At 63.1% G+C, this 14719-nt stretch carries 10 protein-coding genes and 2 pseudogenes; 9 read left to right on the top strand and 3 right to left on the bottom strand.

Annotation, left to right across the window (positions count from 1 at the left end; genetic code table 11):
• Nucleotides 1-931: pseudogene (locus HY836_RS10125) on the top strand (malate dehydrogenase); the annotation flags it as partial.
• A 194-nt stretch (nucleotides 932-1125) separates the two neighbouring features.
• A complete protein-coding gene (locus tag HY836_RS10120; protein ID WP_290676010.1) occupies nucleotides 1126-2142 on the top strand; it encodes an aldolase/citrate lyase family protein in 1017 nt (338 codons plus the stop codon).
• 13 nt (nucleotides 2143-2155) lie between these two features.
• Here HY836_RS10120 and HY836_RS10115 read toward each other — a convergent pair whose 3' ends face one another.
• Both HY836_RS10115 and HY836_RS10110 read right to left on the bottom strand, forming a co-directional pair.
• A complete protein-coding gene (locus HY836_RS10115; RefSeq protein WP_290676008.1) occupies nucleotides 2156-3700 on the bottom strand; it encodes a methyl-accepting chemotaxis protein in 1545 nt (514 codons plus the stop codon).
• 170 nt (nucleotides 3701-3870) lie between these two features.
• Nucleotides 3871-4182: a YkgJ family cysteine cluster protein gene (locus tag HY836_RS10110; protein ID WP_290676006.1), complete on the bottom strand. Its 312-nt coding sequence runs from the start codon at nucleotides 4180-4182 to the stop codon at nucleotides 3871-3873.
• Between the two features lie 131 nt (nucleotides 4183-4313).
• On the opposite strand from HY836_RS10110, the gene HY836_RS10105 reads away from it, so the two are divergent.
• Nucleotides 4314-4724 (top strand): hypothetical protein, encoded by a 411-nt coding sequence (locus HY836_RS10105; protein ID WP_290676004.1) that lies wholly within the window; start codon nucleotides 4314-4316, stop codon nucleotides 4722-4724.
• 9 nt (nucleotides 4725-4733) lie between these two features.
• Here HY836_RS10105 and prpR read toward each other — a convergent pair whose 3' ends face one another.
• Nucleotides 4734-6740: a propionate catabolism operon regulatory protein PrpR gene (gene prpR, locus HY836_RS10100; RefSeq protein ID WP_290676002.1), complete on the bottom strand. Its 2007-nt coding sequence runs from the start codon at nucleotides 6738-6740 to the stop codon at nucleotides 4734-4736.
• Nucleotides 6741-6989: 249 nt separating this feature from the next.
• Between prpR and prpB the strand changes: the two genes are divergently transcribed.
• From prpB to HY836_RS10070, 6 genes and pseudogenes are all read left to right on the top strand, one after another.
• Nucleotides 6990-7874 carry a methylisocitrate lyase gene (prpB, locus tag HY836_RS10095; RefSeq protein ID WP_290676001.1) on the top strand — a complete coding sequence of 295 codons (885 nt, stop codon included), beginning with the start codon at nucleotides 6990-6992 and terminating at the stop codon, nucleotides 7872-7874.
• Nucleotides 7875-7927: 53 nt separating this feature from the next.
• On the top strand, nucleotides 7928-9091 hold the full coding sequence (gene prpC, locus HY836_RS10090; RefSeq protein WP_290676000.1) for a 2-methylcitrate synthase: 1164 nt from the start codon (nucleotides 7928-7930) through the stop codon (nucleotides 9089-9091).
• Between the two features lie 184 nt (nucleotides 9092-9275).
• Nucleotides 9276-11894 carry a Fe/S-dependent 2-methylisocitrate dehydratase AcnD gene (gene acnD / locus HY836_RS10085; RefSeq protein WP_290675999.1) on the top strand — a complete coding sequence of 873 codons (2619 nt, stop codon included), beginning with the start codon at nucleotides 9276-9278 and terminating at the stop codon, nucleotides 11892-11894.
• Nucleotides 11895-11906: 12 nt separating this feature from the next.
• Entirely contained in the window at nucleotides 11907-13094 is a 1188-nt protein-coding gene (gene prpF, locus HY836_RS10080) for a 2-methylaconitate cis-trans isomerase PrpF (protein ID WP_290675997.1), read from the top strand.
• Between the two features lie 163 nt (nucleotides 13095-13257).
• A complete protein-coding gene (locus HY836_RS10075; RefSeq protein WP_290675995.1) occupies nucleotides 13258-13815 on the top strand; it encodes a hypothetical protein in 558 nt (185 codons plus the stop codon).
• A gap of 221 nt (nucleotides 13816-14036) precedes the next feature.
• A pseudogene (locus tag HY836_RS10070) lies at nucleotides 14037-14719 on the top strand (aconitate hydratase B); the annotation flags it as partial.

Here is a 14719-nt window from a genome sequence, read left to right as displayed (position 1 = left end):
CGCCCTGTTGTTCCGCATCGCCTCTGGCGAAATGCTGGGCAAGGACCAACCCGTCATCCTGCAACTGCTGGAAATCCCCGACGAGAAGGCCCAGAACGCGCTGAAGGGCGTGATCATGGAACTCGAAGACTGCGCCTTCCCGCTGCTGGCCGGCATCGAAGCCCACTCTGACCCGCTGACCGCCTTCAAGGACACCGACTACGCTTTGCTGGTTGGTGCACGTCCTCGTGGCCCTGGCATGGAGCGCGCCGACCTGCTGGCCGCCAACGCCCAGATCTTCACGGCTCAAGGCAAGGCCTTGAACGCTGTCGCTTCGCGCAACGTGAAGGTGCTGGTTGTCGGCAACGCCGCCTACACCAACGCCTACATCGACATTATGTCGGCTCCGGATGTGCCTGCATAGAACTTCACCGCCATGCTGCGCCTGGACCACAACCGCGCTGCTTCGCAACTGGCTGCCAAGACCGGCACCGCCGTGGGCGACATCCGCAAGCTGACCGTCTGGGGCAACCACTCGCCCACGATGTACGCTGACTACCGCTTCGCCACCACGAACGGCAAGTCCATCAAGGACATGATCAACGATCAAGTCTGGAACGCTGACACCTTCCTGCCTACCGTGGGCAAGCGTGGCGCCGCCATCATCGCCGCTCGCGGCCTGTCGTCGGCTGCTTCGGCTGCCAACGCCGCCATCGACCACATCCGTGACTGGGCCCTGGGCTCCAACGGCGAATGGGTCACCATGGGCGTGCCTTCGAACGGCGAATACGGCATCCCTGCCGGCATCGTGTTCGGCTTCCCTGTGACGACTGAAAACGGCGAATACAAGATCGTCACCGGTCTGGAAATCGATGCCTTCTCGCAAGAGTGCATCAACAAGACCCTGGCTGAGCTGCAAGGCGAGCAAGACGGCGTCAAGCACCTGCTGTGATGCTGCGCTGACCGCGTGAGGCCTTCGGGCCACACGTGATTGACCGCGGTTGAATCGCAGTTGCGAGAACGCAAGAAAACCGGTTTCCGTCGAATGGCGGAACCGGTTTTTTCTTGGGCGATCATCCGCTGCCATGCAATTTGCGCGAGACTTTCGCCATGCAATGTGCATGACCTGATCCATCGAGCAGCCCCATGTCCACCCTGACCGCCATCCATCCCCGCCAGGCCCTGTTCGGCGCCGAGCACCGCCCTCACACCCTGCCCGTTTGCGATCACTATGCTGGCGTTGAAGCCCGCATGCGCAAGAGTCTGGCCCTCCAGGCTGAGATGGCCGAGGAGCCCGGCCGTGCGGTGTTCGACGTGACGCTGGATCTGGAAGACGGTGCGCCGGTGGGCGGCGAGCATGAACAGGCCGAGATGGTGGCCGAACTGCTCAACAGCCCGGACAACGCCTGGGGCCGAGCAGGCGCGCGCGTGCATGCCCCCAGCCATCGCCGTTTTGAAGACGATGTGGACACCCTGATCAGGAAGGCCGGCGACCGCCTGGCGTATCTGATGGTGCCCAAGGTGGCCAACGCCACCGAAGCCCAACGTGCCGTCGAAGCCATCAAGGCCTCGCGCGTCAAGCATGGTGTGTTTCATGCCGTGCCTGTGCACATCCTCATCGAAACGCACAAGGCGCTGCAGGAGGTGGCCGAGATCGCGGCCCTGCCCGGGGTTGAATCCTTGTCCTTCGGCCTGATGGATTTCGTATCCGACCATCGCGGCGCCATTCCCGCCAGGGCCATGTCGGCCACCGGGCAGTTCGAGCACCCGCTCATCGTGCGCGCCAAACTGGAAATTGCCGCAGCGTGCCACGCAGCGGCCATCACGCCCTCACACTGCGTGGTCACCGAGTTCAAGGACAAGCGCGCCCTGAGCACGGCCGCCACCAAAGCGGCACGTGAGCTGGGCTACACCCGCATGTGGAGCATCCACCCGGATCAGATCGCGGTGATCGTGGAGGCCTTCGCGCCGGTATCAGCCGAGGTGGACGATGCCATCGAGATCCTGCAGGATGCGCAGGCTGCGCACTGGGCCCCGATCTCGCACCGCGGCGTGCTGCACGACCGCGCCAGCTACCGCCACTACTGGTATGTGCTGGAGCGCGCCTGGTTGACCGGTCAACCACTGCCTATCGAGATCGAGAGCAGTTTCTTTTCGGGTTGACGCAGCCACAAGCTCAGGGCAGCCTGAACACCGAAACCACATTGGCCAGGCGTGAGGCCTGATCCTTCAGGCTCTCTGCCGCAGCGGCCGACTGCTCGACCAGCGCGGCGTTTTGCTGGGTCATGCTGTCGAGCTGCGTCACGGCCGTGTTGACCTGGCTGATGCCTTCCGACTGCTCGGTCGAGGCTGAGGTGATCTCGCCAATGATGTCCGCCACGCGGCGGACCGATTCCACAATGCTGTTCATGGATGCGCCCGCGTCGCTGACCAGGCTGGCGCCAGCATCAACACGCTCGGTCGAGGCGTTGATCAGCACCTTGATTTCCTTGGCGGCACCGGCCGCACGCTGAGCCAGCGCACGCACCTCCCCGGCCACCACGGCAAAGCCACGGCCCTGCTCACCCGCTCTCGCGGCCTCAACCGCAGCGTTCAGTGCGAGGATGTTGGTCTGAAAGGCGATGCCGTCGATCACGCTGATGATGTCGGCGATACGGCGCGAGCTTTGCGTGATGTCGTCCATCGTGGCCACCACCTGGGACACCACTTCACCACCGTGAGAGGCCGCCTCAGCGGCACCCGCAGCCAGCTGATTGGCCGTGCGCGCGGCATCTGCCGTGTTGCGGATCGTCCCGGAGATCTGCTCCATCGTCGAAGCAGTTTCCTGCAAACTGGAGGCGGCCTGTTCCGTGCGACTGGACAGATCCTGACTGCCCATCGCCACCTCATCGCTGGCCACCTTGATCGAATCGGTGGAGTGACGCACGTCACCGACGATGCCGCGCAAGGCAACCTGCATCTCTTCCAGGCTGTGGCACAGCTCGCTCAGTTCATCTCGCCCACCCATCTCGACGCGATGCGAGAGGTCCCCCCTCGCAATCACATGAGTCGCGGCCACGACTTGCCTCAGCGGCACGGTCACCGAACGTGCCATTACCCAGGCAAACCAGCTACCCAGCGCCAGGGACACCAGTGCCAGCACCAGCAGAGACATCTTGGCGCTCCTGACATGGGCATGCGTGGCCGCATTGTCATCGTCGGCAATCTGGCGCTGCATGCGCTGGTAGTCATTGATGGCCGTGATGTAGCGGGTGGCTGCTGGCAGCAACTGGCTGTTGAGGGCCTCCTTGGCACCAGGATCTTCCAGCTCCAGCAGGGAAAAGATCGAGTCGCGTGCAGTCACGTACACCTTGCGCTTGGCCGCGATATCGGCAAACAGCGCCTTCTCCTGCTCGGAATCCAAACTGGCTTCCAGCTCTTTCTGGATGGCACTGATCTGCGCCGACGTTTCCTTGATCAGCGGCGAGAAGTGATCCTTGACGTCCTTGATGCCGCCCGACTCGGCAATGGCCAAGGTGCGGTTGACGTTGAGCAAGGTCAACCCTTCCCACTTCAAGGCCGCCATGGCCCTGGATTGAACCTGCGCATTGGCATCAATGTCGTCGACCGTCGAGGACAGTCGCAACCACCCAACCAGGGCAATCACCGCTGTGAGCAACAGCACCAGCCCGAACCCCAACCAGAGGCGAGGCCCCAGCTTGAGTTGATGGAGATTGAACATCCCGACACCTCATCATGGCGCCCGCATCTGGCCGGGAGCGCGTTCGGCCTTTTACCCTTTACCCCTGTCATATCGGATGACAATGGCCAAACCTGAGCGCACATGCACCATTGAAGGGCGATTCAGTAGCGACGGTAAACCGCCAACCGCAACGGCAGTGGGGGCATGCGCTAGGTCGGCAGGCCGTGGTGCCGACGCGCCTTGAGGCATTTTTCATCACCCGGCATGAGTTCACGGCAGGTGCTGGAACGCTGCTCGTAAATGGCGCACCCCACCTCGCGCCCCACCTGTCCCTGCAACATCGTGCACCGCGCCGGCTTGGCGCCAGTACCCACCATGCAACGGTGCAAGGGTCCCACGGGCTCGGTCAGGTGTGCAGGCACGGTGCCACCGGGTGCATCGTCTGCCTCAGCCCAATAAAAAGACACCCGAAAATAGGCGCAACAGGCGCCACATTGCTGACAGTCGAATTCCGCGCTCATGCACCACCTCTCATGCGCCCTTTCCAACGCGAGTATCCAAACACCTGGCCATGCTCAGACCTGCAGGCGGTGATTATCGTCATGCCTCGCATGCGCCGTTGATGCGGGGTTCAGGTAGGCTCAACAACATGGTGGATTTTCTTTCCTGGCACAACTCGGAGGTTCGCTGCGTGATCCCGCGGGGCGCGCAAGACGGCCAAGCGCGGGTGATGCTGTCTGTCGGCGCAGTCTTGAGGCAAGCGGATGGCGCCAACTTCAAGTCAGGCTTGCCGGGCTACATCCAACACCTTGAACTGGTGTTCGAGCAGGCCCACCTGATCGGTCCGATTGACGACTGCCTTGGCGGGATCGCGCAGGGCGACTTGCGCTTGACCAGTATGCGCGCGCATTCGGCAGCACAAGTCCCGCTTCCCTGGCATTGCACCGAACCCCTGACTTTGAGCCTTCAGTTCCGCAACGGCAGCCAGTTGCTGATAGAAGCCCGTGCGGCGCATTGCACGCCATCAGACGAAGCCACCTTCATCGAGTCTTACGCCTGCTGAGGCGTCTGCTCAAGCCAGGCTCTTGAGCTTTCGCCACAAGGTTGTCCGGCTGATGCCCAGCATCTGGCTCGCGAGCGCCCGGTCACCCGCGCAATCCGCCATGACACGAAGGATTTCTGCGCGCTCGGCCTGCGCCACCCGCTGCTTGCGTTGCGCGGCCTGATCTGACAGCGAAGTGGCATCCACGCCCGGCCCGCAAGCCGGAGCCGACGCAGGTGTGCCGCGGCGACTATCAAACAATTCCGGCACAGCCGCAAACAGAAATGTGCTCACCTGCTGGGCGCCCATCGCCTGCACGGCCGTTTGCGCACCGGCGTAAGCCATCACCCGTTCGATGAGGTTTTCGAGTTCACGGACATTGCCGGGCCAGCCATAACCCTGGGCCTGTTCGATGAGCGCATCCATCAGGCGACTGGTTTCGCGTGGCTCGATGGCCAGGCGCGCGCACAACTTGCGATGCAAGGCATGGGCGATCGGCCCGATGTCCTGCAGACGTTCGCGCAGTGGCGGCACGTCCACGCGCAGGATGTTGAGCCGATAGTACAGATCCAGCCGGAACAGGCCCTTGTCAACCTGCTCGCGCAAGGCCTGGTGTGTGGCGGCGATCACCCGCACATTCACTGGCGTGGGCTCCGTACCCCCTACGCGCAACACCTCGCGCTCCTGCAGCACGCGCAACAGGCGCGTCTGCAAGGAAAACGGCATTTCACCGACCTCGTCGAGGAACAGGGTGCCATTGTGCGCAGCCTCGAACAAGCCAATCTTGCCCCCTCGGCGTGCGCCCGTGAACGCCCCCTCCTCGTAGCCGAACAGTTCGCTCTCCAACAGGCTTTCCGATACGGCTGCGCAGTTCACGGCCACGAAGGGCATGTCACGCCGGTCACTGGCCATGTGGATGCCTTGCGCAATCAACTCCTTGCCGGTGCCGCTTTCACCGATGAGCAGGACCGTCGCCTGACTGCGGGCACAACTGAGCGCCACCTGCCGAATGTGCAGTACGGCCGCACTGTCCCCCAGGAACTGCTTGAGCTCATAGCGGGTGCCAGGTGTATTGGGCTTGATGCGGGTGCGAATGTGGCGATCGACCCGCTGGATGCTGATGGGATCCTGGCAGGTGAGCACCGCGCCGGTCAGCACCCCTTGCTCCATGATGGGCATGCGGTTGACGATCAAAGCCTTGCCTTTGACGCGCTCAATCTTTTCCAGCTCCTGTGTGCCCATGCGCAAGGTGGCAAGCAGACTCAACTCGGGGCAAACCTCGGTGAGTTTGCGCCCCAACCAGGCATGGGGCGCCACACCCAGCCACTGCGCCATGGTCGGGTTCAAGGTCTGGATGCGCTCGCTCTGATCCACGGCGATCACGCCATCGCTCAATTGCGCCAGGATGGTGTTGAGGCGCTCACGCTTGGCCAGCTCGATGCGTGCGGCCCGGGCGACTTCAACGGCATCCTCCAGTGCTTCGCGCACCGCGTCCGTGGAATACAGAAAGACGCCCGCCAGACCCGCCTGGTCTGCCAGATCCGCCACCAGGCCCGGCCCCACCAAGGCCTGCACCCCCATGTGTTTGAGCTCTTGCACGCACGCTTGGGCATCGTCTTCGGTGCGATAGGTTCGCTGCACCAGGCCCATGTCCAGCAACTCGGCAAACGGCGCGAGGTCTGGCGCCATGCCTTCATAGGTGACAAGGCCGATGCTGGGCGACACGCGACGCGCACGCGCCAGGGCCTGCATCACATCGAAGCCCCCGACCTTGACCAGCACCACGGGCATGTCCAGATGCTGGCGCAAATAGGCGCCGTTCGAACCCGCCGACACCACCACATCGATCGGGCGCTGAGCCTGCATGTCCCGGATGCGGCCGACGGCCTGCTCGAAGCCCATGTCCAGCACGTCGACCGAAGCCCGATCCGCAAAATCGGGCGCCAGCTCCTGCAGCATCTTGTTGATGCGCTTGAAGCCCACCGCCACGATGTGAGGCAAGGCGGTCGTGGCGGGGCCAGGGCGGATGGTGCTCATGCGTTCATTTCGGATGTTTCAACTACGTTTCAAATCATTGTTTCATATTTCCCGAAACAACGTTTCACCCCAGAAACATTTCCGGATAAGAATTGATTGACAATGCCCAAGGCACGGGCGCCGTTTCTCCATGAGAATCAAGCAGTTGGCGCCGCAGTTCGTGCAACTGCATGGCAGAACTGCTGCACGCCAAGTCGCTGGCACAGGCGTTGCGTTTCACAGGTAAACCGCTCAAGTTGGAGATCCGACATGTCCACCACGACCCCTGGCGCACGATTCCGCCAAGCCCTTGCAGAAGAATCCCCTCTGCAGATCATCGGCGCCATCAACGCCAACCACGCCTTGCTGGCCAAGCGCGCGGGCTACCGTGCGATCTACCTCTCGGGTGGCGGCGTGGCCGCTGGCTCGCTGGGCCTGCCTGACCTGGGCATCAACACCCTGGACGACGTCCTGACCGACACCCGCCGCATCACCGATGTGTGCGACCTGCCCTTGCTGGTCGACATCGACACCGGCTTCGGCCCATCGGCTTTCAACATCGAGCGCACCGTCAAGAGCCTGATCAAGGCCGGCGCCGCCGCTTGCCACATTGAAGACCAGGTGGGCGCCAAGCGCTGCGGCCATCGCCCCGGCAAGGAAATCGTCACCACCGAAGAAATGGTGGACCGCGTCAAGGCCGCCGCTGATGCCAAGACCGATGCGAGCTTCTTCCTGATCGCGCGCACCGACGCCATCCAGGTGCACGGCGTGGACGCCGCCATCGAGCGTGCGATCAAGTGCGTGGAGGCCGGTGCCGACGGCATCTTTGCCGAAGCCGCCTACGACCTGCCCACCTACGAGAAGTTCGTGAACGCCGTGAAGGTGCCCGTGCTGGCCAACATCACCGAATTCGGCAAGACCCCGCTGTTCAGCGTGGACGAGCTGCGCCCTACCGGCGTGGGCATGGTGCTCTACCCCTTGAGCGCCTTCCGCGCCATGAACAAGGCCGCCGAGGCTGTTTACACTGCCATCAGGCGTGATGGCCACCAAAAGAATGTGGTGGACATCATGCAGACCCGCGAAGAGCTGTACGACCGCATCGGCTACCACGCCTTTGAAGGCAAGCTCGACGCGCTGTTTGCCGCCAAGAAATAATCCCCGATTGTTTCAACCGACTGCCTCAACCTTCAAGCCAGGAAACTCATCTCATGAGCGCTACACCCGAAACAACAACCCCCGGTTTCAAGCCCAAGAAGTCCGTTGCCCTGTCGGGCACTGCCGCCGGCAACACGGCCCTGTGTACCGTTGGCCGCACCGGCAATGACCTGGCCTACCGTGGCTACGACATCCTGGACGTCGCCACCACCTGTGAATTCGAAGAAATTGCCCACTTGCTGGTGCACGGCAAGCTGCCCACCGTGGCCGAACTGGCTGGCTACAAGGCCAAGCTGAAGTCGCTGCGCGGCATCCCCGCCGGCCTGAAGACCGCGCTGGAGCAACTGCCTCCATCGGCTCACCCGATGGACGTGATGCGCACGGGCGTGTCCGTGCTGGGTTGCCTGTCGCCCGAGAAGGACGACCACAACCACCCCGGCGCCCGCGACATCGCCGACAAGCTGATGGCCTCGCTGGGCTCGATGCTGCTGTACTGGTACCACTACAGCCACAACGGCAAGCGCATCGACGTCGAAACCGATGACGACTCCATCGGCGGCCACTTCCTGCACCTGCTGCACGGCGAGAAGCCACGTGACAGCTGGGTCCGCGCGATGCACACCTCGCTGATCCTGTACGCAGAGCACGAGTTCAACGCCTCGACCTTCACCTCGCGCGTGGTGGCCGGCACGGGCTCGGACATGTACTCCGCCCTGACCGGTGGCATTGGCGCCCTGCGTGGTCCCAAGCACGGCGGCGCCAACGAGGTCGCCTTCGAGATCCAGAAGCGCTACGACACGCCTGACGAAGCCGAGGCCGACATCCGTGCCCGCGTCGAGAAGAAGGAAGTCGTGATCGGCTTCGGTCACCCCGTCTACACCGTGAGCGACCCCCGCAACGTGGTCATCAAGAAGGTGGCGGAAGACCTGTCCAAGGAACAGTCGAACATGAAGATGTACGACATCGCCGAGCGTCTGGAATCGGTGATGTGGGAAATCAAGAAGATGTTCCCGAACCTGGACTGGTTCTCGGCCGTGAGCTATCACATGATGGGCGTGCCCACCGCCATGTTCACCCCGCTGTTCGTGATCGCCCGTACCTCCGGCTGGTCGGCCCACGTGATCGAACAACGCATTGACGGCAAGATCATCCGCCCATCGGCCAACTACACCGGCCCTGAAGACCAGAAGTTCGTGCCCATCCAGGATCGCAAGTAATCCTTGAGCCGAACCAGGGCGCCACATTGCCGACGCGCGATCGTCGTGATGTGGCGCCTTTTTCCCTTGTAGACCTTGAGGCCTTGCAAGCGCATCATGCGCTTTGATGCTCGCATCGCACAGGCTGCGAGCTCGGTAGCCAAGCTGCCTGCCTGGCCCTCACACACATTCGTCGCTGCCCGCCATGAACACCCAATTCCGCAAGAACCTGCCCGGCACCAAGCTGGACTACTTCGACACCCAAGCTGCCGTTGACGCGATCAAGCCAGGCGCCTGGGCCACCCTGCCCTACACCTCGCGCGTGCACGCCGAAAACATCGTGCGCAAGGCGGACCCGGCCATCATCAACGACTGCCTGACCCAGCTGATCGAGCGCAAGCGTGACCTCGACTTCCCGTGGTTCCCTGCCCGCGTGGCCTGCCACGACATCCTGGGCCAGACCGCGCTGGTGGACCTGGCCGGTCTGCGTGATGCGATTGCCAAGGAAGGCGGCGACCCCGCCAAGGTGAACCCCGTGGTGCCCGTGCAGCTGATCGTGGACCACTCGCTGGCCGTGGAGTGCGGCGGCTTTGACCCCGATGCGTTCCAGAAGAACCGCGACATCGAAGAGCGCCGCAACGAAGACCGTTTCCACTTCATCGAGTGGACCAAAAACGCCTTCGCCAACGTGGACGTGATCCCTGCGGGCAACGGCATCATGCACCAGATCAATCTGGAGAAGATGTCCCCCGTGATCCACAACGACAAGGGTCTGGCTTACCCCGACACCTGCGTGGGCACCGACTCGCACACCCCTCACGTGGACGCGCTGGGCGTGATCGCCATTGGCGTGGGCGGCCTGGAAGCCGAGAACGTGATGCTGGGCCGCGCCTCGTGGATGCGCCTGCCTGAAATCGTTGGCGTGAAGCTGACGGGCGAGCGCCAACCCGGCATCACCGCCACCGACGTGGTGCTGGCGATGACCGAGTTTCTGCGCAAGTCCAAGGTCGTGGGCGCCTACCTGGAGTTCTACGGCGAAGGCGCTTCCAAGCTGACCATCGGCGACCGCGCCACGATCTCGAACATGGCCCCCGAATACGGCGCCACCGCCGCCATGTTCAGCATCGACCAGCAAACGCTGGACTACCTGACGCTGACGGGCCGCGATGCAGCCCAAGTCAAGCTGGTAGAGACCTATGCCAAGCAAGCCGGCCTGTGGTCTGACAGCCTGGCCCATGCCGTGTACGAACGCGACCTGACGTTCGATCTGTCGACCGTGGTGCGCAACATGGCCGGCCCGTCGAACCCGCACGCCCGCGTGGCCACGTCTGACCTGGCTGCCAAGGGCATCGCTGCCGCCTGGCAAATGCCTGCAGCCGGTGAAGGCACCATGCCTGACGGCGCCGTGATCATCGCCGCCATCACCTCCTGCACCAACACCTCCAACCCGCGCAACGTGATCGCGGCGGCCCTGCTGGCCCGCAACGCCAACAAGCTGGGCCTGACACGCAAGCCTTGGGTGAAGTCCTCGCTGGCCCCTGGCTCGAAGGCGGTGGAGCTGTACCTGAAGGAAGCCGGCTTGCTGGGCGACCTGGAGAAGCTGGGCTTCGGCATCGTGGCCTTTGCCTGCACCACCTGCAACGGCATGTCCGGCGCGCTGGACCCCGTCATCCAGAAGGAAATCGTTGACCGCGATCTGTACGCCACCGCCGTACTCTCGGGCAACCGCAACTTCGACGGCCGCATCCACCCCTACGCCAAGCAGGCCTTCCTGGCCTCGCCTCCACTGGTGGTGGCCTATGCCATTGCCGGCACCGTGCGCTTCGACATCGAAAACGATGTGCTGACAGTCGTGGACGGCAAGGAGATCCGCCTCAAGGACATCTGGCCTTCGGATGAAGAGATCGACACCATCGTCAAGGCCAGCGTGAAGCCCGAGATGTTCCGCGCCGTGTACGAACCCATGTTCGCCATCCAGGCCGACAAGGGCGTGAAGGTGAGCCCGCAGTACGACTGGCGCCCGCAGTCCACCTACATCCGCCGCCCACCATACTGGGACACGGAAGGTGTGGGCGCGCTGGCCGCCAATCCGCGCACGCTCAAGGGCATGCGCCCGCTGGCCATCCTGCCGGACAACATCACCACCGATCACCTCTCGCCTTCCAACGCGATCTTGATGAACTCGGCGGCCGGTGAGTACCTGCACAAGATGGGTCTGCCCGAGGAGGACTTCAACTCCTACGCCACCCACCGTGGTGACCACCTGACCGCCATGCGCGCCACCTTCGCGAACCCCACGCTGAAGAACGAGATGGTGCGTGATGCCGACGGCAAGGTGAAGGCCGGTTCGCTGGCCCGCATCGAGCCTGAAGGCAAGGTCGTGCGCATGTGGGAAGCCATGGAAACCTACTACGAGCGCAAGCAGCCGCTGATCATCGTGGCTGGTGCCGACTACGGCCAGGGCTCCTCGCGTGACTGGGCCGCCAAGGGCGTGCGCCTGGCTGGCGTGGAAGCGATTGCCGCTGAAGGCTTCGAACGCATCCACCGCACCAACCTGATCGGCATGGGCGTGATGCCCCTGGAGTTCAAGCCCGGCACCAACCGCCTGACCTTGGCCCTGGACGGCACCGAGACCTATGACGTGGAAGGCGATCTGAAGCCTCGCGCCGATCTGAACCTGGTCATCACCCGCAAGAGCGGCGAAGTGGTGAAGGTGCCGATGACCTGCCGACTGGACACGGCGGAAGAAGTCTCGGTTTATCAGGCTGGTGGCGTGTTGCAGCGCTTTGCACAGGATTTCCTGGCAGCAAACAAGGCCGCCTGAAAGGACTTCAGCATGGCATTCGCACCGCAAATCAAGATCCCCGCCACCTACATCCGAGGCGGCACCAGCAAGGGCGTGTTTTTCCGCCTGGCTGACCTGCCTGCCGCCTGCCAGCAACCCGGCGAGGCACGCGACAAGCTCTTCATGCGCGTGATCGGCAGCCCCGATCCGTATGCAGCCCACATCGACGGCATGGGCGGCGCCACGTCGTCCACGTCCAAGTGCGTGATCCTGTCCAAGTCCAGCGTGCCCGATCACGATGTGGACTACCTGTACGGCCAGGTCTCGATCGACAAGCCCTTCGTGGACTGGTCGGGCAACTGCGGCAACCTGTCGACCGCAGCCGGCGCCTTCGCCATCCACGCCGGATTGGTGGACCCTTCGCGCATTCCGCAAAACGGTGTGGCCGTGGTGCGCGTCTGGCAAGCCAACATCAAGAAGACCATCATCGCCCACGTGCCCGTGACCAACGGCCAGGTGCAGGAAACCGGCGACTTCGAACTCGACGGCGTGACCTTCCCTGCCGCCGAGATCGTGCTGGAGTTCATGGACCCATCCGATGATGGCGACGAAGGCGGCTCGATGTTCCCCACCGGCAACCTGGTCGATGACCTGGAAGTCCCGGGCATCGGTACCTTCAAGGCCACCATGATCACGGCTGGCATCCCCACCGTGTTCGTCAATGCGAAGGACATCGGCTATACCGGCACCGAACTGCGCGAGCAGATCAACACGGATCCCGAGGCGCTCAAACGCTTCGAGGCCATCCGCGTGGCCGGCGCCTTGCGCATGGGCCTGATCAAAACGCCTGAAGAGGCCGCCACCCGCCAGCACACACCCAAGATCGCCTTCGTGGCGCCGCCCACCGCTTACAAGGCATCCAGCGGCAAGACCATCGAAGCCGGTGATGTGGACCTGCTGGTGCGCGCCTTGTCCATGGGCAAGCTGCACCACGCCATGATGGGCACCTGCGCGGTGGCCATCGGCACGGCGGCGGCCATTCCCGGCACGCTGGTCAACCTGGCAGCCGGCGGCAGTGAGCGTGAGGCCGTGCGCTTTGGCCACCCCTCCGGCACCCTGCGTGTCGGCGCCCAGGCCAAGCTGGTGAACGGCCAGTGGACGGTCACCAAGGCCATCATGAGTCGCAGTGCCCGCATCGTGATGGAAGGCTGGGTCCGCGTCCCGGGCGACACCTTCTGATCAGTTTTCAGGACAGGCAGCCTCGTCCGAATTCACGATTACCCGGCCAAGTGAGGGCACTTCCCCGCTTGCCTGATGCTGAATTGATGGCAAGATCCGCCCACCGGATGGCAGCAGCCTGTCGTCCCCTGTTCCCGGCAAGTGATTGATCAAGGCCCACGTCATGATGAAGACCTCCTCCAGCAAGTTCCAGCGTTACCAACGCATCCGCACCCTGGCCATGTCGGCCGGCATGGTGCTGGGCATGGCTGCGGCCACCTTTGGCCCGCAACTGGCGCACGCCAGCCCCACCAAGGCCGGCGCCAAAAAGACCATCGCTGAAAAGTTCGCCGCCCTGCCCGAAGCCACCGCCGAGCAACTGCTGGCTGCTGAGCGTGTGCTGATTGGCCGCTACGAATGCGAATTCGGCAAACGCGTGTCGGTGGACCGCCATGACAAGAACAAAGGTTATTTCAACCTGAAGCTGGGCGGCCAGTCCTGGGTGATGAAGCCCGTGTTGTCGAACACAGGCGCCATCCGTCTGGAAGACATCAAGGGGGCCGCCCTGCTGATTCAGATCCTGACCAAGTCCATGCTGATGGACGTCAAGGCGGGTCGTCGCGTGGTGGATGGTTGCGTGCATGAAGTCCAGCGCGCTGCCGAGGTCGATCTGGCCAAACAACCGCCACGCCCCTCCATCTTTGACAATGCACCTGCAGCGCCAGCGGGCAACCAGCAGTAAGCGCGGTCATCCCCCTTCAAGAGCCCGGGCCACCCCGGGCTTTTTGCTTTTTTTGCCCAGAAGCGGGGCGCGCGTAGCACCTGATTTGAGTGAAATTCATTGAAATCCGCACTCAGGGGTGACTTTGCCCCCCGTAGTGGGCGAAAATAGCGGGCTGCACGGAAATTGCATTTCCTTGTGACCGAAACGCGTTTTTGCCCAATCCACTCCAGGTGAACACCATGTTGCAAGCCTATCGCCAACACGTTGCCGAGCGCGCCGCGCTGGGCATCCCCCCTCTTGCCCTGTCTGCCAGCCAAGTTGCTGAGCTGATCGATCTGATCAAGAACCCTCCTGCTGGCGAAGATGCCTTCCTGCTGGATCTGCTGACACACCGCGTTCCTCCCGGTGTGGACGACGCCGCCAAGGTCAAGGCCTCCTTCCTGGCTGCCGTGGCACACGGCGACGTCAAGGTGGCCCTGATCTCCAAGGCCAAGGCCACCGAGCTGCTGGGCACCATGGTGGGCGGCTACAACGTCAAGCCCCTGATCGACCTGCTGACCGACGCTGAAGTCGGTGGCGTGGCCGCTGAAGCCCTGAAGAAGACCCTGCTGATGTTCGACGCGTTCCACGACGTCGCCGAACTGGTCAAGGCTGGCAATGCCAACGCCAAGGCCGTGATGCAATCCTGGGCCGATGCCGAGTGGTTCACCACCCGTCCTGAAGTCGCCAAGAAGATCACCGTGACCGTGTTCAAGGTGCCTGGCGAAACCAACACCGACGACCTGTCGCCCGCTCCCGATGCATGGAGCCGTCCTGACATCCCGATGCACTATCTGGCGATGCTCAAGAACACCCGTCCTGACGCGGCCTTCAAGCCCGAAGAAGACGGCAAGCGCGGCCCGATGCAGTTCATCGAAGACCT

This window comes from Aquabacterium sp. (genome assembly GCF_016234775.1).
In the GTDB taxonomy this organism is placed as follows: domain Bacteria; phylum Pseudomonadota; class Gammaproteobacteria; order Burkholderiales; family Burkholderiaceae_C; genus Aquabacterium.
The sequence above is the reverse complement of the archived record's forward strand: the minus strand, read 5'-3'. Positions and strand labels throughout refer to the sequence as shown.